Source organism: Mycobacterium sp. (assembly GCF_035499775.1).
Taxonomy (GTDB): Bacteria; Actinomycetota; Actinomycetes; order Mycobacteriales; family Mycobacteriaceae; genus Mycobacterium.
The window spans coordinates 1-23,268 of sequence record NZ_DATJYB010000405.1; the positions used below are offsets into that span (position 1 = coordinate 1).

27 protein-coding genes are annotated in these 23,268 nt (G+C 66.9%); 16 read left to right on the top strand and 11 right to left on the bottom strand.

What is annotated here, in order from left to right; all coding sequences use genetic code 11:
• Positions 1-810, bottom strand: an 810-nt coding sequence (locus VML93_RS25035; protein ID WP_325614968.1) for a DUF222 domain-containing protein, incomplete at its 3' end; no start/stop codon positions are given.
• Between the two features lie 151 nt (positions 811-961).
• Positions 962-2,347, bottom strand: coding sequence for a SagB family peptide dehydrogenase (locus VML93_RS25040; protein WP_325614993.1), 1,386 nt, complete (start codon positions 2,345-2,347; stop codon positions 962-964).
• A gap of 227 nt (positions 2,348-2,574) precedes the next feature.
• On the opposite strand from VML93_RS25040, the gene VML93_RS25045 reads away from it, so the two are divergent.
• Positions 2,575-3,033 (top strand): hypothetical protein, encoded by a 459-nt coding sequence (locus VML93_RS25045; RefSeq protein WP_414686439.1) that lies wholly within the window; start codon positions 2,575-2,577, stop codon positions 3,031-3,033.
• Here the strand turns inward: VML93_RS25045 and VML93_RS25050 are convergent.
• From VML93_RS25050 to VML93_RS25060, 3 genes are all read right to left on the bottom strand, one after another.
• Positions 3,030-3,899, bottom strand: coding sequence for a sigma-70 family RNA polymerase sigma factor (locus VML93_RS25050; RefSeq protein ID WP_325614969.1), 870 nt, complete (start codon positions 3,897-3,899; stop codon positions 3,030-3,032). The two genes, VML93_RS25045 and VML93_RS25050, sit on opposite strands and share 4 nt — an antisense overlap.
• Positions 3,896-4,498 carry a carboxymuconolactone decarboxylase family protein gene (locus VML93_RS25055; protein ID WP_325614970.1) on the bottom strand — a complete coding sequence of 201 codons (603 nt, stop codon included), beginning with the start codon at positions 4,496-4,498 and terminating at the stop codon, positions 3,896-3,898. Before VML93_RS25055 ends, VML93_RS25050 begins: the two co-directional genes overlap by 4 nt.
• 66 nt (positions 4,499-4,564) lie before the next feature.
• On the bottom strand, positions 4,565-4,879 hold the full coding sequence (locus tag VML93_RS25060; protein WP_325614971.1) for a type II toxin-antitoxin system VapB family antitoxin: 315 nt from the start codon (positions 4,877-4,879) through the stop codon (positions 4,565-4,567).
• Between the two features lie 206 nt (positions 4,880-5,085).
• Here VML93_RS25060 and hrcA point away from each other — a divergent pair, with 206 nt between their 5' ends.
• The 4 genes from hrcA to VML93_RS25080 all read left to right on the top strand — a co-directional run bounded on the left by hrcA (position 5,086) and on the right by VML93_RS25080 (position 8,664).
• The gene (gene hrcA / locus VML93_RS25065) at positions 5,086-6,117 is read left to right on the top strand and encodes a heat-inducible transcriptional repressor HrcA (protein WP_325614972.1); all 1,032 of its coding nucleotides are present in this window, start codon (positions 5,086-5,088) and stop codon (positions 6,115-6,117) included.
• Between the two features lie 74 nt (positions 6,118-6,191).
• On the top strand, positions 6,192-7,340 hold the full coding sequence (gene dnaJ, locus VML93_RS25070; protein WP_325614973.1) for a molecular chaperone DnaJ: 1,149 nt from the start codon (positions 6,192-6,194) through the stop codon (positions 7,338-7,340).
• A 24-nt stretch (positions 7,341-7,364) separates the two neighbouring features.
• Complete coding sequence (locus tag VML93_RS25075) at positions 7,365-8,147, top strand: 16S rRNA (uracil(1498)-N(3))-methyltransferase (protein ID WP_325614974.1); 783 nt, start codon at positions 7,365-7,367, stop codon at positions 8,145-8,147.
• Positions 8,140-8,664: a nuclear transport factor 2 family protein gene (locus tag VML93_RS25080; RefSeq protein WP_325614975.1), complete on the top strand. Its 525-nt coding sequence runs from the start codon at positions 8,140-8,142 to the stop codon at positions 8,662-8,664. Before VML93_RS25075 ends, VML93_RS25080 begins: the two co-directional genes overlap by 8 nt.
• Here the strand turns inward: VML93_RS25080 and VML93_RS25085 are convergent.
• Both VML93_RS25085 and VML93_RS25090 read right to left on the bottom strand, forming a co-directional pair.
• Positions 8,653-9,297 (bottom strand): maleylpyruvate isomerase family mycothiol-dependent enzyme, encoded by a 645-nt coding sequence (locus tag VML93_RS25085; RefSeq protein ID WP_325614976.1) that lies wholly within the window; start codon positions 9,295-9,297, stop codon positions 8,653-8,655. The genes VML93_RS25080 and VML93_RS25085 overlap by 12 nt on opposite strands.
• Positions 9,290-10,177 (bottom strand): alpha/beta hydrolase, encoded by an 888-nt coding sequence (locus VML93_RS25090; protein ID WP_325614977.1) that lies wholly within the window; start codon positions 10,175-10,177, stop codon positions 9,290-9,292. The genes VML93_RS25085 and VML93_RS25090 overlap by 8 nt, the downstream gene beginning before the upstream one ends.
• Before the next feature lie 77 nt (positions 10,178-10,254).
• On the opposite strand from VML93_RS25090, the gene VML93_RS25095 reads away from it, so the two are divergent.
• The 6 genes from VML93_RS25095 (at position 10,255) to era (ending at position 15,104) form a co-directional block, all read left to right on the top strand.
• A complete protein-coding gene (locus VML93_RS25095) occupies positions 10,255-10,905 on the top strand; it encodes a TetR/AcrR family transcriptional regulator (protein WP_325614978.1) in 651 nt (216 codons plus the stop codon).
• 67 nt (positions 10,906-10,972) lie between these two features.
• A complete protein-coding gene (locus VML93_RS25100) occupies positions 10,973-12,031 on the top strand; it encodes a PhoH family protein (RefSeq protein WP_325614979.1) in 1,059 nt (352 codons plus the stop codon).
• Between the two features lie 31 nt (positions 12,032-12,062).
• On the top strand, positions 12,063-12,596 hold the full coding sequence (gene ybeY / locus VML93_RS25105; protein ID WP_325614980.1) for an rRNA maturation RNase YbeY: 534 nt from the start codon (positions 12,063-12,065) through the stop codon (positions 12,594-12,596).
• Positions 12,593-13,885, top strand: a complete 1,293-nt coding sequence (locus VML93_RS25110) for a hemolysin family protein (RefSeq protein ID WP_325614981.1) — start codon at positions 12,593-12,595, stop codon at positions 13,883-13,885. The genes ybeY and VML93_RS25110 overlap by 4 nt, the downstream gene beginning before the upstream one ends.
• Complete coding sequence (locus VML93_RS25115) at positions 13,878-14,198, top strand: cytidine deaminase (RefSeq protein ID WP_325614982.1); 321 nt, start codon at positions 13,878-13,880, stop codon at positions 14,196-14,198. Before VML93_RS25110 ends, VML93_RS25115 begins: the two co-directional genes overlap by 8 nt.
• A 3-nt stretch (positions 14,199-14,201) precedes the next feature.
• Positions 14,202-15,104 carry a GTPase Era gene (gene era, locus VML93_RS25120; protein WP_325614983.1) on the top strand — a complete coding sequence of 301 codons (903 nt, stop codon included), beginning with the start codon at positions 14,202-14,204 and terminating at the stop codon, positions 15,102-15,104.
• Positions 15,105-15,112: 8 nt separating this feature from the next.
• Here era and VML93_RS25125 read toward each other — a convergent pair whose 3' ends face one another.
• A complete protein-coding gene (locus VML93_RS25125; protein WP_325614984.1) occupies positions 15,113-16,582 on the bottom strand; it encodes an amidase in 1,470 nt (489 codons plus the stop codon).
• Positions 16,583-16,643: 61 nt separating this feature from the next.
• Between VML93_RS25125 and recO the strand changes: the two genes are divergently transcribed.
• Genes recO through VML93_RS25140 form a run of 3 tightly spaced genes read left to right on the top strand, consistent with a single transcriptional unit; the run spans position 16,644 to position 18,764 of the window.
• Entirely contained in the window at positions 16,644-17,453 is an 810-nt protein-coding gene (gene recO / locus VML93_RS25130; RefSeq protein WP_325614985.1) for a DNA repair protein RecO, read from the top strand.
• Positions 17,446-18,336, top strand: coding sequence for a decaprenyl diphosphate synthase (locus VML93_RS25135; RefSeq protein WP_325614986.1), 891 nt, complete (start codon positions 17,446-17,448; stop codon positions 18,334-18,336). The genes recO and VML93_RS25135 overlap by 8 nt, the downstream gene beginning before the upstream one ends.
• The gene (locus VML93_RS25140; RefSeq protein WP_325614987.1) at positions 18,336-18,764 is read left to right on the top strand and encodes a hypothetical protein; all 429 of its coding nucleotides are present in this window, start codon (positions 18,336-18,338) and stop codon (positions 18,762-18,764) included. Before VML93_RS25135 ends, VML93_RS25140 begins: the two co-directional genes overlap by 1 nt.
• Here the strand turns inward: VML93_RS25140 and VML93_RS25145 are convergent.
• The 3 genes from VML93_RS25145 to VML93_RS25155 all read right to left on the bottom strand — a co-directional run bounded on the left by VML93_RS25145 (position 18,761) and on the right by VML93_RS25155 (position 20,752).
• On the bottom strand, positions 18,761-19,789 hold the full coding sequence (locus VML93_RS25145; protein WP_325614988.1) for an alpha/beta hydrolase: 1,029 nt from the start codon (positions 19,787-19,789) through the stop codon (positions 18,761-18,763). The two genes, VML93_RS25140 and VML93_RS25145, sit on opposite strands and share 4 nt — an antisense overlap.
• A 148-nt stretch (positions 19,790-19,937) precedes the next feature.
• On the bottom strand, positions 19,938-20,348 hold the full coding sequence (locus VML93_RS25150) for a Fur family transcriptional regulator (RefSeq protein ID WP_325614989.1): 411 nt from the start codon (positions 20,346-20,348) through the stop codon (positions 19,938-19,940).
• Positions 20,345-20,752: a metalloregulator ArsR/SmtB family transcription factor gene (locus VML93_RS25155; RefSeq protein ID WP_325614990.1), complete on the bottom strand. Its 408-nt coding sequence runs from the start codon at positions 20,750-20,752 to the stop codon at positions 20,345-20,347. The genes VML93_RS25150 and VML93_RS25155 overlap by 4 nt, the downstream gene beginning before the upstream one ends.
• 190 nt (positions 20,753-20,942) lie before the next feature.
• Between VML93_RS25155 and VML93_RS25160 the strand changes: the two genes are divergently transcribed.
• Both VML93_RS25160 and VML93_RS25165 read left to right on the top strand, forming a co-directional pair.
• A complete protein-coding gene (locus tag VML93_RS25160; RefSeq protein ID WP_325614991.1) occupies positions 20,943-22,340 on the top strand; it encodes a glycine--tRNA ligase in 1,398 nt (465 codons plus the stop codon).
• Positions 22,341-22,673: 333 nt separating this feature from the next.
• Positions 22,674-23,268, top strand: a 595-nt coding sequence (locus VML93_RS25165) for a PPE family protein (protein ID WP_325614992.1), incomplete at its 3' end; no start/stop codon positions are given.

Consider the following 23,268-nt stretch of genomic DNA (forward strand, 5'->3'; position numbering starts at 1 on the left):
GGCCAGTAGTCCGTCGTGATTGCGTTGGGCGGTGGTGCGGTGATCGCGGCGGACGGCGTCCTGATCGGGTGTGGCATCGACCACGGGGTTTTCGTCTTCGGGGTTGCATGCTCCGGGGGCGGCCAGTTTGGCCAGCATGGCCTCCAGGGCGGCGCGCAGTTGGGGGGTGAGTAGCCCACTGAGGCGGGACATGCCGTCGTGGTCCTGCTTGCCCAGGGTGAGGCCGCGTTTGCGCAGCCGTTCCTGCTCGCGGTAGTCGCCGTCGGGGTGCAGCCAGTCCATGATCCGTTGGGCATATTTCGCCAGCTCGTCGGGGCGATACCCGCCGGCCTTGTCGGCCAGATCGGCGTCGATGGCCTCGCGGGTGCACACGTCCACCTCCACGGGCAGGTGGGCGAGCAGGTTGCGGATCACCTTGACGTGTCCGTCACCGATCACACCCCGGCGTTGGGCGGCCGCGGTGGCGGCCAGTTGCGGCGCCAACGCCTCACCCGTCAATGCCCGGCGCTCCCCGAGGTCTTCGGCGTCGGCGATGCGTTGGCCGGCGTCGGCTTTGGTGATGCGCAGCCGGTTGGCCAGCGCCTCGCGCAGCGTGCCGCCGAGTTCTTCCTTGCCGGCTTGGGCGTGGAGTTCGTTGATCAGGGTGTGCTGGGGGGCGCGCAGCCGGCGCCCCAGGCGTTCCAGGCGCTCCATCGCGCGCAGCCGTTCGGGGGTGGTGAGCACGTCGAAGGTCAACTCGCCCAGGCGGTCCGCGTCGGCGTCCAGCGCGTCGAACACCTCGACGATCTGCTCCCGCGTGCTGGCACCCATACCTCACATTCTAGGAACAGCCACCGACAAGAAACGTCTGTGGCGCAAGAGGTTTCGCAGCTGCGGCGAGCAGACGCAAAAGCACCCGACACACCGACGAAAGAGTGCTTTGCGTTCCCCCGCAAGCGGGAGGTGCCTCCAGCTCGCGCAGTTAGTTCGCCGCAGTGCCGACGATGATGCTGCCGACGCTGCACTCCTGCCGTTCGTCGACCCCGGTGGCCGCGACGAACGCCGCGGTGTCACCGAATCCTTGTGCGCAGGCACCAAGGCCCATCGCGGTCGCGGCCAAGTAGATGGTCTGCATCAGCACGCCGACATCCTTGAGAACGGCGGCGTAGCCGATCTGTTCGTAGGTCCACATGATCCGGCCGCAGCGGGCGGCAATGACGAGGAGCACTTGCGGCTCCGCGCCCCCGGTGAGCGTCGCTGCCGTCGGCTTGATCAGCTGGGCTACCGCCCGCGAGTCCGCGGCGGCTACCGGGCGCAGCGCGTGATCAAACGAATCGTAGTGGTACATGCCAGGTTCGAGCCCGGCGACGTTGCGCACCACCGGGTAGAGCTCGAGTTCGTAGATGCCGCCGCCGGAAGGGTATGGGCGGGAGAGCAGTTCCTCGCCCTGATCGACTGGCTGAGTTCTGCGGGTCCGCGCTGTGCGGTAGAGCAATTCGCCCAGTTGCCCGACGGTGATCGGGTGAGCCTCGTCGAATGTTCTTGTGGAAACCCGATCTTCGAGCACGGCCGTCAGTGTCGGGTCCTGGGCCCGAGAGGCGGTCAGGTCGGGGGTGGTCAGCGCGATCAGCGCACCCGGATAGTTCGGCCGCCGCGCGGGTGGTTGCGGAAATCGGCCCTTGGCCCACTTGGTCGGGCCGAAATGTTCCCAGGTGACGGTGCGCTCACCGAGCGTACTGCGACGGTGAAACCACAGATCCGGTGCGCTCCAGCTCAGCCCCTCGAAGCCGTCGTCCTCGTCGGCGGAAACGAGCATGCCGCACCAGCGCAGGTCCTCGATGAATTGCGCGGCGAGCGCGGTCGACGAAGCTTCGACCCCGTCGAGCAGGACGAGCAGACGTGGGTCATGGATGCGCACGTCGCACCACGCCAGCGGATGCTCGAGGACGAATCCTTCTGAATCCCGGTGCAGTACAGCGAATTTAGACAACACGGCCGATCGCGGCAACGGGGTTGGCCGCACCGGGGGATGGCCGAACGGCAGGATGGAGTACAGATCCTTCCCGGCGTCGCGCACGGTGATCGTCAGCCAGCCGCGCGTGGCAAGACCATTTATCAGGGTCCCGACTTCCGGTGCCGTCTCGGCCACGGCTGCCGGCCCTTGATTCAGCGTCTTGAGTGCCTGTAGCTGACCCGCGGTCAACCCGGTGAGCTTCTCGCTGCGCGGTGGATTCAGCAGCACGGCCCCAGCGGGTGTGGTCAAGCAGGTGACGCCAGGACGGAACGCGAATCTCGTTTGTTCGGGATATCTGTGTTCGGGGTCGGTGACGCCGGTCAACCCGCAGCCCCTTTCGGCTTTGAATGCAATTCAGACAAGCTATTGAGACTAGGGCAGCGACTTTGGACCGCTCTAGATGGGCGGAGACACAAAGACTGGATAGTGCAAATGCGCTTAATTTGGCGGTAACGTGACCGGGTTGAGACACAAATCGGCAACCACACGAGGCACAATTGCACCGTCTGCACCATGGGAAGCGTTACCAACGTGGGGATGTTCCGCCACGTCCCATGGGTTTCGAAGGGGAGGACCCGACCATGACAATGACGATCAAGAACAAGACCATCAAATCCATCGCCACCGGTGTGGCTGCCGTCGGCGCGATCGGAGCCGCCGCCATCGGCGTGGCGTCCGTCGCCTCCGCGCAGGGACTGCCGAACCCACAACAGCTGTCCGTTCTTTGCGCCCAAGCCACCGATCCCAACGTGCCCGCCGCGGCCAAGAACAATCTCGTCGAAAACGGCATCAACCCGACTGAAGCCCGTGACGCCGACCACGACCTGCACAAGGCCGCTCGCGACGGGAAGTTTCCCCAGACGTTCACCGTGACCAATATTGCGCCGGCCGGTCCGAATGCGGCTCAGGCCGACGTGGCCATCGCGGGTCCGAAGCTGGCCGGGCCGGTCACCAAGCACCTGATGTTCATCGACCAAGGTGGCAACTGGGTGCTGCAGCACGACTCCGCGTTCGCCCTGCTGCAGGCAGCGACCAGCTAACCCGTCACTGCGGACAAGTCGATCCGGGCAATGCGCGCCTGGTCGGCCAGGACGTCGATCGCGGCAATCCGGCCGTCTCGCACCACGAACCCCATGATTGCCGTCGCTCGCCCGGCGACGAAGATCACCGCACCGGCGGCGCCGTTGATTACCGCGGCGCGCACCTCACGGTCGGGTCCGGCGTAACTGCGTGCCAGCTTGGCCACCGTGGACGCGCCCTCGGCGCGGAACCCATCGGCATGCGGCCCGAAGTCGCCGCGCAACGACACGTCGGGGTCCAGCACCGACACCAGCCGGTCGAAGTCGCCGGCGCGTCCGGCCGCGAAGAACGCGTCGACCGCCTCGCGTTGCGCGGCGACATCGCCGTCGGGAACCGGATCCGCCTGCCGGATGCGCCGGCGGGCGCGGCTGGCCAGCTTGCGGGTGGCCTCGGGTGACCGGTCGACGATCGGCGCGATCTGGTCGAACGGCACCGCGAAGACGTCGTGTAGGACGAACGCCAGCCGTTCGGACGGCGACAACGTGTCCAGCACCACGAACAGCGCCATGCCCACCGCGTCCGCCAGCATCGCGCGGTGTGCCGGGTCGAATTCGTCATCCGCATCCACGATCGGGTCCGGCAAGTGCGCAATCAGCTGCTCCCGGGAGCGGCGCTCGCGCAGCGTGTTCAGGCAGATGCGGGCGACCACGGTGGTCAGCCACGCGTCGAGGTTGTCGATCTCGTCGGTGCCGCGGCTGAGCCGCAGCCACGCCTCCTGCACGGCGTCCTCGGCGTCGTCGACCGAACCCAGCATCCGATAGGCGACGGCGCCCAGCTGCGGCCGCGCCGCCTGGAACCGGGCGGTTAACCCGGTACCGCCAGTCATGCGCCCGCGTCGGCCACCGCGCAGACCGCGCCGTCGGAAAAACCGGACGACCCGATCTCGAGTGCCACATTGAGCCGGCCACGCAGGTTGCCCAGCGTGATGACGTGGGTGAGTCCGACCAGTGCGGCGGTGTCGAAGTGGGCGCTCAGCGCGTCGAAAAGCTCGTCGCTCACCACGACCGGCGTGCGGCTGACCGCGGTGGCGTAATCCAGGATCAGCTTGTCGACCTCGGAGAAGCACGACGCGTTCTGGTAATCGGCCATCGCGAGCAGCTCTTCGTCCGAGATCCCCCAAGTGCGGGCGATCGCCGAACCCAGGTCGGTGCAATACATGCAGCGGACGGTCATCGCCGACTTCAGCTCGGCCAGTGCGCGGTGGCGCGGACTGAGCACATCCAGTTTCGACTCTGCCTGTTCCAGCCGGCCGTAGGCGTTGAGCAACCTCGGGATGTGCGCGTAGATCCGCAGCGGTTCGAGCATCGCCACGTTGTCCAAGGTCGCGATTCCGGCCATTTTCGCCAGCTTGCGCTTGGTGATGAAGAGGGCGATCTTGGCGCTCAGACCGGCGTCGCGGTCCGAGACTCCGTTGAGGCGGGGCATGGCGTCCTCCGGAAGGTTCGGGTGGTCCTGACCAAGTCGACACCCGGCGCCACCCAGATGTGACCGTTACGTCTGCTCGCCCAGCGGAATGTCCATGTCGAACACCCGCGCATGCAGCACGGTGCGATTACGCAGCGCGGCGCGCACGGCCCGGTGCAGGCCGTCCTCGAGATAGGTGATGCCCCGCCACTTCACCGCGTGCGGGAAAAGGTCGCCATAGAAAGTGGAGTCCTCGGAGAGCAACCGGTCCAGCGCAAGCACGGTCGTCGTGGTGACCAATTCGTCGAGCCGGATCTGCTGCGGCGGTATCTGCGCCCAGTCTCGGTAGGACAGCCCATGCTCGGGGTACGGCTTGCCATCCCGAACGCCCTTGAAGATCACGCGTTGGTCCGGCCCGACGAAACCATGGTGGACAGGCTAACCGGAAACCTAGGGCCCTCGCGAACAGACGCAAAAACCCCTGGCACGCCGACGAAAAGGGGGCTGTTGCGTCTGCTCGCCCGGTTGGTGGTGAGGTCGGCGGCTCGCGAGCCCGTAAAATGAACCGGTCTGGGCCGGTCTAGCAGCTGCCGAGGAGGTGACCGCCGATGGGAAGCGCCGACGATCGTCGCTTCGAGGTGCTGCGCGCCATCGTCGCCGACTTCGTCGCCACCAAGGAACCGATCGGTTCGAAGTCCCTGGTGGACCGGCACAACCTGGGCGTCTCCAGCGCCACCATCCGCAACGACATGGCCGTGCTCGAGGCCGAGGGGTACATCACCCAGCCGCACACCAGCTCGGGACGGGTGCCCACCGAGAAGGGCTACCGCGAGTTCGTCGACCGGCTGGAAGACGTCAAGCCGCTCTCGTCGGCCGAGCGGCGTGCGATTCAGGGCTTCCTGGAATCCGGCGTCGACCTCGACGACGTGCTGCGCCGAGCGGTACGGCTGCTGGCCCAGTTGACCCGCCAGGTGGCGGTTGTCCAGTACCCGACGTTGTCGACGTCGACCGTCCGTCATCTCGAGGTCATCGCGCTGACGCCCGCCCGGCTGCTGATGGTGGTGATCACCGAGTCCGGCCGGGTGGATCAGCGCATCGTCGAACTCGGCGACGTGATCGACGATCACCAGCTTTCGCAGTTGCGGGAAATGCTCGGCCAGGCGCTGGAGGGCAAGAAACTCTCCGCGGCGTCGATCGCCGTTTCCGAGCTCGCGGGCCAACTCCGCGGCGCCGGCCGGTTGGGCGACGCCGTCGGGCGTGCGGCGACCGTTTTGCTGGAATCGCTGGTGGAGCACACCGATGAACGCTTGCTGATGGGCGGCACCGCCAACCTGACCCGCAACGCCGCCGACTTCGGTGGTTCGTTGCGGTCGATCCTGGAAGCACTCGAGGAGCAGGTCGTGGTGCTGCGGCTGCTGGCCGCCCAGCAGGAGGCCGGCAAGGTGACGGTCCGCATCGGTCATGAGACGGCGGCCGAGCAGATCGTGGGCACCTCGATGGTGTCCACCGCCTACGGAACCCAGGACACCGTGTACGGCGGAATGGGTGTGCTGGGGCCTACTCGGATGGACTATCCGGGAACTATCGCCAGCGTTGCCGCGGTTGCTCTTTATATTGGCGAAGTTCTGGGTGCGCGATGATCGCGCGCCCACTGCAGAATTTGTACAGCGCCGCATAACGCGCGGCACCAGACCCCCGCATAGGAGAATCAGGCGTGGCACGCGATTACTACGGGTTGCTCGGGCTGAGCAGGAACGCCAGCGATGCCGACATCAAGCGCGCCTATCGCAAACTGGCGCGCGAACTGCATCCCGACATCAATCCCGATCAGGCCGCGCAGGCGAAATTCCAGGAGATCAGCGTCGCGTACGAAGTGCTGAGCGATCCGGAGAAACGCCGGATCGTCGATTTGGGCGGGGATCCGATGGAAAACGTCGGCGCTTCGGCGGGAGGGTTCGGTGGCTTCGGCGGCCTGAGTGACGTTTTCGAGGCGTTCTTCGGCGGTGGCTTCGGGGGAACTACGGCATCACGCGGTCCTATCGGCCGGGTCCGGCCGGGTTCGGATTCGCTGCTGCGGCTGCGGCTCGATCTCGAAGAGTGTGCGAGCGGTGTCACCAAGCAGGTCACGGTGGACACCGCGGTGTTGTGCGACCGGTGTCAGGGCAAGGGCACCAACGGCGACTCCGCACCGATACCCTGCGACACCTGTGGTGGTCGCGGTGAGGTGCAGAGCGTGCAACGTTCGCTGCTGGGTCAGGTGGTGACGTCGCGGCCGTGCCCGACCTGCCGCGGCGTCGGCGTGGTCATCCCCGATCCGTGCCACCAGTGCGTCGGCGACGGCCGGGTGCGGGCCCGTCGGGAGATCAGCGTCAAGATTCCGGCCGGCGTCATCGACGGGAACCGAGTCCGGCTCGCCGCACAGGGTGAGGTCGGACCCGGGGGAGGGCCGGCGGGTGACCTCTATGTCGAGGTCCACGAGCAAGCCCATGACATCTTCGTCCGCGACGGTAACGACCTGCACTGCACGGTTTCGGTGCCGATGGTCGACGCTGCGTTGGGCGTCACGGTCACCCTGGACGCCATCCTGGACGGCATGAGCGAGATCACCGTCCCGGCGGGCACGCAGCCGGGTTCGGTCATCACGCTGCGTGGCCACGGGATGCCGGTGCTGCGCTCCGCCAACCGGGGCAATCTGCACGTCCACGTCGACGTGGTAGTCCCGACCCGGCTGGATCACCACGACGCCGAGCTGCTGCGCGAGTTCAAGAACCGCCGCAACCGGGACGTGGCCGAGGTCCGCTCCACACACAGTGCCGGTGGCGGACTGTTCAGCCGGCTACGTGAGACGTTCACCGGGCGCTAGTTCGGGCATTCAGGGGTCGCGCACATGGTGGCGACGCTGTTCTACGTCGATGCACTGCCCGAAACCGGCGGGCTCGCGGTCGTCACCGGCGACGAAGGGTTTCACGCCGCCACGGTGCGCAGGATCCGTCCCGGCGAGCAACTGATGCTCGGCGACGGCGCGGGTGGCCTCGCCCGATGTCTGGTCGAGCAGGCCGGGCGCGACGGGCTGGGTGCCCGGGTGCTGGAGCGGTGGAGCGTTGCGCCCGCGCAGCCGCCGGTGACGGTGGTGCAGGCGCTGCCCAAGTCCGAGCGCTCCGAGCTGGCGATCGAATTGGCCACCGAGGCCGGTGCCGATGCGTTCGTGGCCTGGCAGGCGGCCCGCTGTGTGGCCAGTTGGGACGGCGCCCGGGTGGACAAGGGTCTGCGCCGGTGGCGCGCCGTCGCCCGCTCGGCGGCCCGGCAATCCCGTCGGGCGCACATCCCACCCGTGGACGGCGTGCTGTCGACCGCGGCGCTGACGGCACGGATCCATGACGAGGTGGCCGCCGGCGCGGTGGTGCTGGCCCTGCATGAGTCGGCCACCGATCGGCTTGCGGATGTGGCTGTGGCGCAAGCAAACTCGCTTATGCTGCTGGTCGGTCCGGAAGGCGGTATCGCCCCGGACGAGCTCGCCGCTTTGACCGGCGCAGGCGCCGCTGCGGTACGGCTCGGTCCGACCGTGCTGCGTACGTCGAGCGCGGGCGCGGTTGCGCTGGGCGCGCTGGGTGTGCTTACTGAGCGATGGGATCAGCGCGGTGGTGAGGAAGGGAGCATTCCAGATGAGTAGCCGTAGGCCGGATTTGAGTGCGATTTTCGACGAGCACGTCGCCCACGAGTTCGTCGGCAAGGACGTCGCCGCGACCATGACGACGATGACCGCCGACCCCTTCGTCAACCACGTGCCCACCATGATGGGCGGGGTCGGCGCCGACGGGGTCGCCGACTTCTACGCGAACTACTTCGTCGGGCACTGGCCCGCCGACACCGAGATCATTCCGGTCTGTCGCACCGTCGGGAGAGACCGCGTGGTCGACGAGATGGTGATGTCGTTCACGCACGACATCCCGATGCCGACGTTCCTGCCCGGAGTCGCGCCCACCGGGCGCGCGGTGCTGCTGCCGGTCGTGGTCGTGATGGGCTTCGATGGCGAGAAGGTGGCCTACGAACGGATCTACTGGGATCAGGCGTCGGCGCTGGTGCAGATTGGACTCCTGGACGAGGAGTCGCTGCCCGTGACCGGCGTTGCCCAGGCGCACAAGGTGCTCGACAAGGACCTGCCGGCCAACACGGTGTTAAGCCGCTGAGATGCGCGCCCGCAACTCGTCGACGCCGCTGCCGCTGAGCTGATCCAGCGCCCACGGGCGCCCGGCCAGCACCGACGCCAGTTGGGCGGCTCCGCCGGCGACGTCGCGCCCACCGGAGCCGTGGGCCCAATCCGCGTCGGTGGCACGCAGATTCAGCCCCCGTGCCCATGCCGCCGCCGGTACGAACGGATTCGGAACGCGCACTTGGGTGTTCAGCACGGCGACCAAAGCCGCGACCTCGGCGGCGGGCCACCGGCCCAGGGGCAACGCGATGTCGAGTTCGTGAATAACATGGTCGCCCAACAATAATCGCCGGGGAAACACCCGGCCGATGCCCCGAGGCCGCACGGTCAGCGCGGCGAATTCCGCGATCAGCTCGGCCGGACTGCTCCGTTCTGCCAAGTCGGCGGCCAGCGCCCGGTTGGCGCGGTCGAAGGATCCGCGATGCCTGGCCAACCCGATTGCCAGCGCCGCCGGCGACGCCCGGTATCCCAGGACGAGGTGGGCCAGCACTTGATGGTTGGTCCACTCGGTGCACAGGCTTGGTCGCGACCAGTCTCTGTCGGTCAGGCCGCCGGCGAATTCGACGAAACGGATGTCGTTGTCGTGCAGCAGGTTCCGTGGCTCAGACATAAAGATGCTCCCGCAGGAAGTCCGTCTGGTCGGCCAGCAGATCGGCGAGAAGAGGTGGGTGGTAGATCGCGAAATGGTCGCCGTCGTAGTGCCGCGCCATGCCGCGGGGCGCGCGCCGGGCGACATCCTCGGCATGCAGCGGATCCATCAGCGTCTCGCGCCGCGATACGCAGACCAGCAGCGGTGCTGTGATCCGGCGTGCCGCCCGTTTGGCGCTCGTCACTGCGATGCCGGCGACGCACGCCGCCGCGATGCGGTTGTCGAACGACCCGCCGGGGTCCACGGTGGAATTCCAGCCCTCCTCGGCTCCGGCCACGGTCACCGCCGCCAGCCGGCCCGGTTGCCCGACGATGGGGATATAGCGTCGTCCGCGCCCGACGGCGGCGCATACGGCGTCCTCGACCATCGCCGGCCCGACCCGCAGCGTCGCGCGCAGCCCGATCCGGCGCAGCGCGGCCGGGCCGTCGACGATGGGGCACTGCACCACCACCGCCGCGAGTTCGTGCCGGTCGGCGGCGATGCGCAGGACGTGCATCGCGCCGAGGCTGGTGCCCCACAACGCAATGCGGCCGCGGTCGATGTCGGGCAATTCGTGGACGAAATCCAGCGCCGAAGCGATGTCCTGGCGATGCCGGCGCAGGCTGAGCCGTTGCCGCGGGGTGCCCTCGGAGCTGCCCAGGTGCCGGTAGTCGAATGCGAGTGTGGCGATGCCCGCCCCTGCGAAGTGCTGCTCATAGCGGGGCAAGGACATGGTGTGGTTGGCGCCGAGTCCGTGCGCGAGGACGACGACCGGATGCGGGCCCGGTGTCGTCGGTCGGGTTAACCAGGCGGTGCAGCGGGTGCCGTGCGACATGAATGTGGCGGTGATCGTGTCGGCCATGTGTTCCTCTCAATACGTACGCTGTACGTGTTGTATCTTACGTACGATGTACGTGTCAACTGAGTGAGAGGAGCGCCGTGCGGGCACGCTTCACGGTTTCGGACATTGCCGCGACCGCGCTGGAGATCGTCGACCGCGACGGTCTGGGCGGGCTGAGCATGCGATCGCTGGCCGCGGCCCTGGGAACTGGCCCGATGACGCTCTACAACTACGTCAAGGACCGTGGCGAACTCGAAGAGCTGGTCGCCGAAGCCGTGATCGCCGATGTCGAACTTCCTGCGGTGTCAGACAATTGGCGGGAGGATGTGCAGGCCGTCGCGATAGCGATGTGGGAGACCATGCGTCGGCACCCCAACGCCGTCCCGCTGGTGCTGACCCGCCGCACCGTCTCGTCGTCGAGCTATCTGGCCGCAGACCGGCTGATCGCGGCACTCGGACGTGCCGGGCTTACCGGCGTCGACCTGCTGGCCGGCTTTCGCGCGGTGCTCGGCCTCGTCATGGGCAGCGCTCAGGTGGAACTGGCCGGGCCACTGTCCGGAACCGAGCGCGAACGAGAGCAGATCGCTGTTGCGGCGCGCATCGGTGGGCTGGCCGGCGCGGAGCATCCACACATCGCGGCGCTGGCGCAAACCAGCCAGCAATCGACGGCGGTGGCTGACTTCGAGCGCGGACTGGGCATCCTGCTCGCGGGGGTCGAATCGTTGGGACGCCGTCCTGGCCGGCGGTAGACTGACGAGTCAAGAATCCCGCGTCAGAAAATCCAGGAAGCAGGCACCCGAAGGTCTTGGTAACCACGTGACGCCCCGCGAGACCAGCGCTGCTGACGTCGCTGGAGCCGGGCAAGCCGACGCTCAAGTTCGCAGCAGCATCGATGTTCCGCCCGATCTCATCATGGGCCTGCTGGGTTCGGCAGACGAGAATCTGCGCGCACTGGAACGCACGCTGAGTGCCGATCTCCATGTCCGAGGCAATGCCGTCACCCTGTCCGGAGAGCCGGCCGACGTCGCACTCGCCGAGCGGGCGATCTCCGAGCTGGTCGCCATCGTGGCCTCCGGACAACCGCTGACGCCGGAGGTGGTGCGCCACAGTGTGGCCATGCTGATCGGCACCGGCAACGAGTCGCCGGCCGAGGTCCTGACCCTGGACATTCTGTCGCGCCGCGGTAAGACGATCCGGCCCAAGACGCTCAACCAGAAGCGCTACGTCGACGCCATCGACGCCAACACGATCGTCTTCGGGGTCGGCCCGGCCGGCACCGGCAAGACCTACCTGGCGATGGCCAAGGCGGTCAACGCGCTGCAGACCAAGCAGGTGACCCGCATCATCCTGACCCGTCCGGCGGTGGAAGCCGGTGAGCGCCTTGGCTTTCTGCCGGGCACGCTGAGCGAGAAGATCGACCCGTACCTGCGGCCGCTGTATGACGCGCTGTACGACATGATGGACCCCGAGCTGATCCCAAAGCTGATGTCCGCCGGGGTAATTGAGGTCGCGCCGCTGGCGTATATGCGTGGTAGGAGCCTTAATTCAGCCTTCATCGTCCTCGACGAAGCGCAGAACACCACCGCCGAGCAGATGAAGATGTTCCTCACCCGTCTGGGTTTCGGGTCGAAGATGGTCGTCACCGGAGATCTCACCCAGGTCGACCTTCCGGGTGGCGCCAGGTCCGGTCTACGTTCGGCGATCGACATTCTCGACAGCGTCGACGACATCCACGTCACCGAGTTGACCAGTGTGGATGTGGTGCGTCACCGACTGGTCTCGGAGATCGTCGACGCGTATGCGAAATACGAGGAGCCCGGCTCGGGCATGAACCGGGCGGCTCGGCGGGCATCGGGCGGCCGCGGTCGCCGATGATGAGTGCCGTGATCGATCGTATGAGCAGCTCATGAGCATCGAGGTATCCAACGAGTCGGGCATCGACGTCTCCGAGGCCGAACTTGTCAGCGTCGCGCGGTTTGTCATCGCCAAGATGGACGTCAACCCTGCCGCCGAGCTGTCGATGCTGCTGCTGGACACTGCGGCGATGGCGGACCTGCACATGCGCTGGATGGACCTGCCCGGGCCGACGGACGTGATGAGCTTTCCGATGGACGAGCTGGAGCCCGGTGGTCGCCCCGACGCGCCCGAGCCCGGGCCAGCCATGCTGGGCGATATCGTGCTGTGCCCGGAATTCGCCGCCGAGCAGGCGCTCGTGGCGGGTCACAGCCTCGGACATGAGTTGGCGCTGTTGACCATCCACGGTGTGCTCCATCTGCTCGGCTACGACCACGGCGAGCAGGACGAGGCAAAGGAGATGTTCGCCCTGCAGGACCGGTTACTCGAAGAGTGGGTCGCCGACCAGGTCGAGGCTTACCAACTTGACCGCCAGGAAGAACGGGATCGCCGGTTGCTGGACAAGTCGAGGTATTTCGACAGTTGACCGGTCTGTACCAGCTCCTCGGCGCGATCGCGTTGATCATTCTGAGTGGGCTTTTCACGGCGATCGACGGTGCCATCAGCACGGTGTCGCTGGCCCGTGTGCAGGAGTTGGTCCGCGACAACCGACCCGGCGCGGTGGCGTTGTCCAAGGTGATGGCCGATCGGCCACGCTACATCAATCTGGTGGTGCTGCTGCGTATCACGTGCGAGATCAACGCGACCGTGCTGCTGGTGGTGTTCCTGTACGACAACTTCGGCCTGGATTGGGCGGTGTTCGGTACCTCCGCCATCATGGTGGTGGTCAGCTTCGTGCTCATCGGCGTGGGCCCGCGTACCCTGGGCCGCCAACACGCGTATTCCATCTCGTTGGCGACTGCCATTCCGCTGCAGGCGATCTCGTGGCTGCTGATGCCGATCAGCCGGTTGCTGGTGGTTGTCGGCAATGCGATCACCCCGGGTCCGGGCCTGAGAAACGGGCCCTTCGCATCTGAGATCGAGCTGCGTGAAGTCGTCGATCTGGCCCAGCAGCGCGGTGTAGTCGCCGCCGACGAGCGCCGGATGATCGAATCGGTTTTCGAGCTCGGCGACACCCCGGCCCGCGAGGTGATGGTGCCGCGGACCGAGATGGTCTGGATCGAAAGCGACAAGTCGGCCGGCCAAGCGACGACTCTGGCGGTACGCAGCGGGCACTCGCGGATCCCGGTGATCGGGGAGAACGTCGACGACGTCGTCGGGGTTGTCTACCTGAAAGACCTTGTGCAGCAGACCTTCCTGGCACCCGACCGGGGGCGGTCCACCACGGTCGCGCAGGTGATGCGCCCGGCCGTGTTTGTGCCGGACTCCAAGCCACTCGACACGCTGTTGCGGGAAATGCAGCGCGACCGCAACCACATGGCGATGCTGGTCGACGAATACGGTGCGATAGCCGGTCTGGTGAGCATCGAAGACGTGCTGGAGGAGATCGTCGGCGAGATCGCCGACGAATACGACCAGGCCGAGACGGCGCCGATAGAAGACTTGGGCGACAAGCGTTTCCGCGTTTCGGCACGGTTGCCGATCGAAGACGTCGGCGAGCTGTACGGGGTGGAATTCGACGAGGATCTGGACGTCGACACGGTAGGTGGCCTGCTTGCCCTGGAACTGGGCCGGGTCCCGCTGCCCGGCGCCGAGGTGGTGACGCACGGCCTGCGGCTGCACGCCGAGGGCGGCCCCGACCATCGGGGGCGGGTACGCATCGGCACCGTCCTGTTGAGCCCGGCCGAACCCGAGGGGAGCGAAGACGATGGTTGAGCCGCTGGATGCCGAGGACGCCGAGCTGGTGGTGCTGGCACGGGCCGCGATGGCGCGCGCCGACGCCTCCAGCGGCGCCGCCGTGCGCGATGCCGATGGCCGCACGTATGCGGCCGCGTCGGTGAACTTGTCGACTCTGCAGCTGACCGGCCTGCAGGCGGCGGTGGCCGCGGCCGCATCGAGCGGGGCGACCGGCCTTGCGGCCGTGGTGCTTGTCGACGGGTCCGCCGACGACCCCGGTATCGCCGCCGTACGCAAACTGTCGCCGATGGCGTCGGTGATCATGACCGACCGGTCCGGGAACCCGCTATGAGCCATGACTGAATTCCGTTCGGGCTTCGTGTGTTTGGTCGGTCGGCCGAACACCGGCAAGTCGACGCTGACCAACGCTCTGGTCGGCGCCAAGGTGGCGATCACCTCTAAACGGCCGCAGACGACCCGCCACACCATCCGCGGAATCGTGCACCGGAGCGGGGAGTTCCAGATCATCCTGGTCGACACGCCCGGCCTGCACCGACCCCGCACACTGCTGGGCAAGCGGCTCAACGACCTCGTCCGCGACACCTACGCCGAGGTGGACGTCATCGGGCTGTGCATCCCGGCTGACGAGGCGATCGGTCCCGGCGACCGCTGGATCGTCGACCAGATTCGGTCGATCGCGCCGAAGACGACCCTGGTCGTCATCGTCACCAAGATCGACAAAGTGCCCAGGGACAAAGTGGCCGCCCAGCTCGTCGCGGTCAGCGAACTCGTCTCCACCTCGGCCGAGATCGTCCCGGTTTCAGCGGTGACCGGTGAGCAGGTCGACGTGCTGATCGACGTGCTGGCCGCGGCCTTGCCGGTGGGCCCGGCGTACTACCCCGACGGTGAGCTGACCGACGAACCCGAGGAGGTTCTGATGGCCGAGTTCATCCGCGAGGCCGCCCTGGAGGGAGTGCGCGACGAGCTGCCGCATTCGCTGGCGGTGGTGATCGACGAGGTCAGCCCCCGGGAGGGACGTGACGACCTGACCGACGTGTACGCGGTGCTCTACGTCGAAAGGTCCAGCCAGAAGGGGATCGTCATCGGCAAGGGTGGTGCCCGACTGCGGGAAGTGGGTACCGCGGCGCGCGGCCAGATCGAGAAGCTGCTGGGTACCAAAATTTATCTCGACCTGCGTGTCAAGGTCGCCAAGAACTGGCAGCAAGACCCCAAACAACTTGGCAGACTAGGCTTTTAACGCGTGCGTCACGAGGTTTGGTGTGGCGCGCCTTTCTCGCTCTCCCACCAGACTTTCGGCTGCTTGTTCGTCCAGCCGCAGACGGCCTCCAGCTCGGCGGCCAGCGAGATCAACAGGCCTTCGCTGTTCGCCGGTCCCATCAGCTGCACACCGATCGGCAGGCCGTCGGAGGTGAATCCGGCCGGCACGTTGATGGACGGCCAGCCCAGCAAGTTCCACGGCCACGCCAGCGGGCACGCGGCGATGATCGCGCGGTCGGTGCCCATCGGACCCAGCCGGTCGAAGGAACGGGCCAGCGGCGGCGGGAGTGCGGTGGTCGGTGCCAGCACCACGTCGACGATGTCGAAGATCGAGCCCACGCGGCGCTGGTCGGCGGCCTCGTGGCGGCGCGCGCTACGCAGCACCGCCTGCCCCAGCACCCGGCCGGTACGGAAATTCGACACGGTGCGGGGATCCCAGTTGATTTCGTCGCCCAGCCGCTCCTCCCAGTCCACCAGCCCCGCGGTGGAGCGGGCCAGAAAGTTCCACGACACCCGCAGGCCGTAGTCGGGATTGCCCGGCATCACGTTGTGGCCGAGCAACTCGAGCTGTTTGCCCATCCGCTGCGTGGCGGCCAGGATCTCCGGATGCAACTTCGCGCGAAAAGCCGTGTAAGGGAAGCGAGTTGACAGCGCGATGTTCAGCGGGCCGGGCGCGATGCCGACGTACTCGGATGCGGTTATCGGGGGCGGCTTGTGCCGATCGCCGTCGACGTTGCCGGAGGCGGCGTCGAGCACCAGCGCCGCATCGGCCACCGTGCGGGCCAGCACGCCGTTGACGGTGATGCCGTTGAATGCTTCCGGCAACGGCCAGGTCGAGATGCGGCCGCGCTGCGGCTTGATGCCGACCAGGTGCGTCCACGCGGCCGGGATGCGGACGCTGCCCGCGCCGTCGGAGCCGATAGCGGCCGTGACCAGCCCCGCGGCCACCGCGGCCGCGCTACCGCCCGACGATCCGCCCGGCGTGTGCCGACGCGACCACGGGTTGCGGGTGTGCCCGAATCCGGGCCCGCTGGTGAACGGCCATTGGCCCAGTTCGCAGGTGTTGGTCTTGCCGACGATCACCGCGCCCGCGGCCTTCAGGCGGCGGACCACCTCGGCGTCCTCGGTCGCGGGCCGGACGTGCCCTTCGGTACCGAACGCGGTGGGGACTCCAGCAACGTCCACGTCGTCCTTGACCGCGATCGGGATGCCCAGCAGCGGTGCCGTCGCGCCGGCGGCCCGCCGCCGGTCGGCCCTCGCGGCGTCGGCCAGTGCGGATTCGGTCAGAACCACGCGGAAGGCGTTCAATGTGTGCTGGCTGACATCGATGGCGTGCAGGGAACGTCGGACCAATTCCTGGGAAGTCACCGAGCGGGTTGCCAGCTGGTAAAGCAGGTCAGTCAGGGTGGGCAGGCGCTGGCCACCGGATGCAGAAGAGGATCCCGAAGCGCCAACCACGGGGTACGAGACTATCGGCGCGGATACCCGCGATGTCGTGGTGGGGTGCGAAAATATTGTGATGCGGCTGTATCGAGACCGGGCTGTAGTGCTGCGCCAGCACAAGCTCGGCGAAGCCGACCGGATCGTTACCTTATTGACCCGAGATCACGGGCTGGTTCGCGCCGTGGCCAAGGGTGTTCGTCGCACCCGCAGCAAATTCGGCGCACGGCTGGAGCCGTTCGCGCACATCGACGCGCAACTGCATCCCGGCCGCAACCTCGACATCGTCACCCAGGTGGTCTCGATTGACGCGTTCGCCACCGACATCGTCAGCGACTACGGCCGGTACACCTGCGGGTGCGCGATGCTGGAGACCGCCGAACGCCTTGCCGGTGAGGAGCGGGCGCCTGTTCCGGCTCTACACCGGCTCACGGTGAGCGCACTGCGGGCGGTGGCGGATGGAAACCGGCCTCGCGACCTGCTCTTGGACGCCTACCTGCTGCGCGCCATGGGCATCGCCGGATGGGCGCCGGCGCTGTCGGAGTGCGCGCGCTGTGCCACACCCGGCCCGCATCGGGCGTTTCACATCGCCGCCGGGGGCAGCGTCTGCGCGCACTGTCGCCCGGCCGGTTCGACGACACCACCGCTGGGTGTGCTGGAACTGATGTCGGCGTTGCACGACGGCGACTGGGAGGCCGCCCAGCAAGCACCGCAATCCCACCGCAACCATGCCAGCGGGCTGGTGGCCGCACACCTGCAATGGCATCTGGAACGGCAGCTCAAAACATTGCCTCTGGTGGAGCGGACGTACCAGGTGGATCGCACCATCGCCGATCGGCGCGCAGCCCGGGACGGGCAGGACGTCGGGCAGGATATGGCCTGTGGCTAGGAACGAGCGCAAGTCGATCTCCAGCGAGTTCCCGCAACTGCCCCCGGCCCCCGACGACTATCCGACCTTTCCCGACAGGTCGACGTGGCCGGTGGTGTTCCCCGAACTGCCGCCGTCTCGCGACGGTGGCCCGAGCCGGCCGCCGCAGCACATTTCGAAGGCGGTCGCGCCACGGATCCCAGCGGATCGATTGCCCAATCATGTGGCCATCGTGATGGACGGCAACGGCCGCTGGGCCACCCAACGGGGACTGACGCGCACCGACGGCCACAGGGCGGGCGAGGCGGTAGTCATCGACGTCGTGTGTGGGGCAATCGAAATCGGGATCAAGTGGCTCAGCCTCTACGCCTTCTCCACCGAAAACTGGAAGCGTTCCCCCGAGGAGGTCCGCTTCCTGATGGGCTTCAACCGTGACGTGGTGCGGATGCGCCGGGTGAACCTCAAGGCGATCGGGGTCAAGATCCGGTGGGTGGGTTCGCGGCCACGGCTGTGGCGCAGCGTGATCAACGAATTGGCGATCGCCGAGGACATGACCAGGGGCAACGACGTCATCACCGTCAACTACTGCGTCAACTACGGCGGCCGCGCCGAAATCGCCGAAGCCACAAAGGAAATCGCACGGTTGGCAGCCGCCGGCCGGCTGAACCCGGAGCGCATCACCGAGTCGACGGTGGCGCATCACCTGCAGCGGCCGGACATCCCCGACGTGGACCTTTTTCTGCGGACATCGGGGGAACAGCGCGCCAGCAATTTCATGCTGTGGCAGTCGGCGTACGCCGAATACATCTTCCAGGACAAGCTGTGGCCCGACTACGATCGTCGCGACCTGTGGGCGGCCTGCGAAGAATATGCGGACCGCAACCGACGTTTTGGGAGCGCCTGATGCCATCTTTGCAGGAGCGGCTGGCATCGATCCTCCGCGACGTGCTGCCCGTCGAGGAGGAATCCGACGGCGGGTTGACAGTGCGCCATGACGGTACGTTTGCGTCGTTGCGGGTGGTCAACATCGCCGAGGACCTCGACCTGGTGTCCCTGACCCAGATCGTGGCGTGGGACTTGCCGCTGACCAAGAAACTCTCCGACCAGGTGGCCAAGCAGGCGCGCGACTCCAACCTCGGCACGGTGACTCTGACCGAGAAGATCAGCGAGAAGGCCGTGCAGCGAAACTCGGGTAAGGGCGCGGCAAAAACCGCCGACGTGATGCTGCGATACAACTTTCCCGGCGCCGCCTTGACCGACGAAGCGTTGCGCACCTTGATCCTGCTGGTGCTGGATTCCGGTGCCCAGATCCGTCGTGCGTTGACCGCCTAGGACGCCTCTTCCTCGTCGAGTCCTTCCAGGGCCGAATCAGCCGCTTCCGCCAGCGCCCGGTTTTCGACTGCCGTCGAGCCGTTGGCAGCTTGCAGCAGTGCGCGCAGCAGTTCTTGTTGGTGCTCGGCCGGTTGGGTCGTGTCGATGAATCGTTCGACGACCTCGACGAAGCGATCCGGGTGGTCCCGGAACGGCACGTGCCCGGAGTCTTCGAAGATCTCGAGGCGCGAGCCGGCCAGTGCGGCGTGGGCGATGCGAGCATGTTCCACCGGGATTACCGGGTCCTGTTCGCCCCAAATCACTTGCACCGGAAGAGATTGCACCAGATAGCTGCGATCCAGCATGGTCACGAACTGGCCGCGGGCGTCGACCACCGACCGCAAGGTGCGCCGGAACGCAGCCAGGGCTTGGCGTTCCCGCAAGTCCTCGAGCACGCCGACGGCGTCGGCGGCATCGCGCCCGTACTTGGTGGAGCCCAGCAGGGTTCCGATAGCGCGGCCGACGAGTCGCAGTGCCGGTCGCGCGCCCGGCATCCGCAGCATGGCCAGCGCCTCGCCGGCCACCGGCAGTGCCGCTATCCGCAGCGCAAGGCTCACGTCCTGGGCGACGCCGCCGGCGCTGACCAGCACGACGCGCTCGACCAGGTGCGGAAACTGGTAGGCGAACTGCATCGCGACGCCGCCGCCGTACGAATGCCCGACGACGGTGACGCGGTCGATATCAAGCGCGGACAGCAGGTCGCGCATGCCGTTGGCGAAGGCCGCCAACGAGTAGTCGGCGCGGGGTTTGTCGGACTCGCCGTGACCCAGCAGGTCCGGTGCGATGACGGTGAAGCGCTGCGCAAGCTTGGCGTGCACGGGCTCCCAGGAACCGGAGTTGGAGCCGACGCCGTGGATCAGCAGCAGAGCCGGGCCGGACCCGGCGATCCGGAAGGCGCGGCGATAGCCGTGGATGTTGCGGAACTGCAGCTCGGGGGCTGCCACATTCCGCACCGGCCGCAAGTGGGGCGATGGTTGGCTCCGCATTGGGGGTCTCGCTTCGCTTCAGGGAGCTCTTGCCGGCCGGGGGCCTTCAAGCTCGTTTCCAGGAGAATTCCCCAGAAGAATCGCAATACACACTTGCGAACCGCTTGCGCACTTCTAAAAGAATTCTTGAAACGACAGGTGGAGACGCTCAGGACCCGCATTCCGAGCAGGTGCCGAAGATTTCGATGGTGTGGCTGACATCGGAGTATCCGTGCTTGGTGGCCACTTCCGCGGCCCACGCCTCGACCTCGTGGCCGCCGACCTCGATGGTTGATCCGCAGCTGCGACAGACCAAATGGTGGTGATGATGCTCCGAGCACCTGCGGTAGACCGATTCACCGGTGTCGGTGCGCAGCGTATCGACCATTCCCGCCGCCGCCATCGACTGCAGCGTCCGGTAGACGGTGGTCAGGCCGATGTTCTCGCCCTGGCGGCGCAGTTGGTCGTGTATCTCCTGGGCCGAGCGGAAGTCGTCGAGCGTCTCCAACAGCGTCGAAACCGCTGCCCGCTGGCGGGTGGAACGGGCGCTGCGCTGCTCGTCCTGACCGGCGCGGGTCAAGGCGCGTCCTCGCCGGCATGAGCGACCGCGTCGACGACGATGTGCGCCAGGTGATGGTCAGCGAGCCGGTAAAGCACTTCGCGGCCGGATCGCTCGCCGGCGACGACGCCGGCCGCTTTGAGGATCTTCAGATGCTGGCTGACCAGCGGCTGTGGCACGCCCAGCGCGTCGACCAGCTCGTGCACGCAGCGCTGGGATTCGCGCAACTGCAGCACGATGGCGATCCGGACGGGCGCGGCCAGCGCGCGCAGCAGTTCGCCGGCCGCGTCGAGAATCTCCCGCGGCGGCGGGGCCGGGTATGCGCCCAACCCGCTGCGGGCGTGCTGGTGGGTGCCCTCCAGATCGGAGCCGACCGTTGCGGTTGAGGCGGCTTCGGCCGTCGGCATTGACGAGGACGTCACCATATGGGAGTCATCACCTCGAGAAGTGCCAGGGCATCGGGACCCGTCCAGAAACCAGATTGACAAAAGCCTGCGGCTGACTTCCACTGTCACATGCATGATGACGCATGTCAAAGAACCCGCCGCGGATCGCTACCATGATTGATGTTTTGCGCGGCGCGGTTCCCGGCCGCCCCGATCCTGGGTGAATGGAGTGAACTACCCCGTGGCGTCCGTCATCGACACCGTAGTCAACCTGGCCAAACGGCGCGGTTTCGTCTTTCCCTCAGGCGAGATCTACGGCGGCACAAAATCCGCCTGGGACTACGGCCCGCTGGGCGTGGAACTGAAGGAGAACATCAAGCGGCAGTGGTGGCGCTCGGTGGTCACCGGCCGTGACGACGTCGTGGGAATCGATTCGTCGATCATCCTGCCGCGGCAGGTGTGGGTGGCCTCCGGCCACGTCGAGGTGTTCCACGACCCGCTGGTGGAGTGCCTGAACTGCCACCACCGGCACCGCCAGGACCACATGCAGGAGGCCTACGCGGCCAAGAAGGGGATCGACGACCCCGATTCGGTGCCGATGACCGAGATCGTTTGCCCGGATTGCGGCACCAAGGGCCAGTGGACCGACCCCCGCGAGTTCAACATGATGCTCAAGACGCACCTCGGGCCCATCGAGACGGAGGAGGGGCTGCACTATCTGCGCCCGGAGACCGCGCAAGGCATCTTCGTCAACTTTGCCAACATCGTCACGACCGCCCGTAAGAAGCCGCCGTTCGGTATCGGGCAGATCGGCAAGAGCTTCCGCAACGAGATCACCCCGGGCAATTTCATCTTCCGAACCCGCGAGTTCGAGCAAATGGAAATGGAGTTCTTCGTCGAGCCGGCGACCGCCAAGGAATGGCATCAGTATTGGATCGACGCCCGGCTGCAGTGGTATGTCGACCTCGGTATTGATTCGGAGAACCTGCGGCTCTACGAACACCCCAAAGACAAGTTGTCGCACTACTCCGACCGCACCGTCGACATCGAGTACAAGTTCGGCTTCGTCGGCAACCCGTGGGGCGAGCTGGAAGGCGTCGCCAACCGAACCGACTTCGACTTGTCAACGCACGCAAAGTATTCCGGCGTCGACCTGTCGTTCTACGACCAGGTCGCCGATGCTCGCTACACGCCCTACGTCATCGAACCGGCAGCCGGCCTGACGCGGTCGTTCATGGCGTTCCTGATCGATGCTTACACCGAGGACGAAGCCCCAAACGCCAAGGGCGGGATGGACAAACGTTCGCTGCTTCGGCTCGACCCGCGGCTGGCCCCGGTGAAAGCCGCGGTGCTGCCGTTGTCGCGGCACGCCGACTTGAGTCCCAAAGCCCGCGACCTGGCCGCCGAATTGCGGAAGTGCTGGAACATCGATTTCGACGACGCCGGGGCCATCGGGCGCCGTTATCGGCGCCAGGACGAGATCGGGACCCCGTTCTGTGTGACAGTCGATTTCGACACCCTTGAGGACGACGCCGTCACGGTGCGCGAGCGCGACGCGATGACGCAGGAGCGCATCGCGATCGGCAACGTCGCCGACTACCTGGCGGTGCGCCTCAAGGGCGGCTGAGGCGCTCCGCGGGCCGGTCGTGGTGTTTGCTCCGGACCGGCGGCGAATCGCATCGCTGACGCTCGGCAGAGGTCGCGCCGGCTTGCGCCTCGTCGGCCTCGGGCCTGGTCGCTTTCGGGTTTGCCGCATCTGACCGATGCGCGCAGCCGAGGCTTTTCCGATGCGCACGAGTGTGCTGTCGATTGCTTGCCGGGCGAGACGGTGGGTTGTGCCGCAAATGCCGATGCTCGTCGGGGCAGGTGGCCTAGGGTCCCTAGGAGTGTTGCGCGGTCGGCTTTTGGTAGTAACGCGCGGGCGGGTGGATGGGATTAATCCGGTGAAGGAGGGGCGGTTATGAATTTTTTGGTGTTGCCGCCGGAGATTAATTCTTTGCGGATGTTCTCTGGTGTGGGTTCGGAGCCGATGTTGGCGGCTGCGGCGGCGTGGGATGGGCTGGCTGCGGAGTTGGGGTCGGCGGCGGATTCGTTTTCGGCGGTGACTACGGGCCTAGCGGGGGAGGTGGGTGCGGCATGGCAGGGTGCGGCGTCGGCGGCGATGTCGGCGGCGGCTGCGCCATATGCGGGGTGGTTGAGTGCGGCGGCGGCGCGGGCTGCGGGGGCGGCGGGTCAGGCGCGGGTGGTGGCCGGGGTGTTTGAGGCGGCGCGGGCGGCGATGGTGCATCCGGTGGCGGTGGCGGCCAATCGGATGGATGTGGTGTCGTTGGTGGGGTCGAATCTGTTCGGGCAGAACTGGCCGGCGATTGCGGCGCTGGAGTCTGATTACGAGCGGATGTGGGCTGCCGATGTGACTGCGATGGCGGGCTATCACTCGGGGGCGTCGGTGGTGGCGACGCAGTTGGGGTCCTGGCAGGAGTCGTTGGCCGGTGTGTTGGGGGGTTTGCCGGCTCTGTCGGGTGTGGCCGGTGGCGCCTCGCCGACCGCGGCGGCCC

Excerpts from the sequence above, each read along its gene's own strand:
- VML93_RS25045 (WP_414686439.1), top strand. The coding sequence starts at position 2,575 with ATGACAATGACGATCAAGAACAAGACCATCAAATCCATCGCCACCGGT.
- VML93_RS25050 (WP_325614969.1), bottom strand. The coding sequence starts at position 3,899 with ATGACTGGCGGTACCGGGTTAACCGCCCGGTTCCAGGCGGCGCGGCCG.
- VML93_RS25055 (WP_325614970.1), bottom strand. The coding sequence starts at position 4,498 with ATGCCCCGCCTCAACGGAGTCTCGGACCGCGACGCCGGTCTGAGCGCC.
- hrcA (WP_325614972.1), top strand. The coding sequence starts at position 5,086 with ATGGGAAGCGCCGACGATCGTCGCTTCGAGGTGCTGCGCGCCATCGTC.
- VML93_RS25075 (WP_325614974.1), top strand. The coding sequence starts at position 7,365 with ATGGTGGCGACGCTGTTCTACGTCGATGCACTGCCCGAAACCGGCGGG.
- VML93_RS25080 (WP_325614975.1), top strand. The coding sequence starts at position 8,140 with ATGAGTAGCCGTAGGCCGGATTTGAGTGCGATTTTCGACGAGCACGTC.
- VML93_RS25085 (WP_325614976.1), bottom strand. The coding sequence starts at position 9,297 with ATGTCTGAGCCACGGAACCTGCTGCACGACAACGACATCCGTTTCGTC.
- VML93_RS25090 (WP_325614977.1), bottom strand. The coding sequence starts at position 10,177 with ATGGCCGACACGATCACCGCCACATTCATGTCGCACGGCACCCGCTGC.
- ybeY (WP_325614980.1), top strand. The coding sequence starts at position 12,063 with ATGAGCATCGAGGTATCCAACGAGTCGGGCATCGACGTCTCCGAGGCC.
- VML93_RS25115 (WP_325614982.1), top strand. The coding sequence starts at position 13,878 with ATGGTTGAGCCGCTGGATGCCGAGGACGCCGAGCTGGTGGTGCTGGCA.
- era (WP_325614983.1), top strand. The coding sequence starts at position 14,202 with ATGACTGAATTCCGTTCGGGCTTCGTGTGTTTGGTCGGTCGGCCGAAC.
- recO (WP_325614985.1), top strand. The coding sequence starts at position 16,644 with ATGCGGCTGTATCGAGACCGGGCTGTAGTGCTGCGCCAGCACAAGCTC.
- VML93_RS25140 (WP_325614987.1), top strand. The coding sequence starts at position 18,336 with ATGCCATCTTTGCAGGAGCGGCTGGCATCGATCCTCCGCGACGTGCTG.
- VML93_RS25145 (WP_325614988.1), bottom strand. The coding sequence starts at position 19,789 with ATGCGGAGCCAACCATCGCCCCACTTGCGGCCGGTGCGGAATGTGGCA.
- VML93_RS25155 (WP_325614990.1), bottom strand. The coding sequence starts at position 20,752 with ATGGTGACGTCCTCGTCAATGCCGACGGCCGAAGCCGCCTCAACCGCA.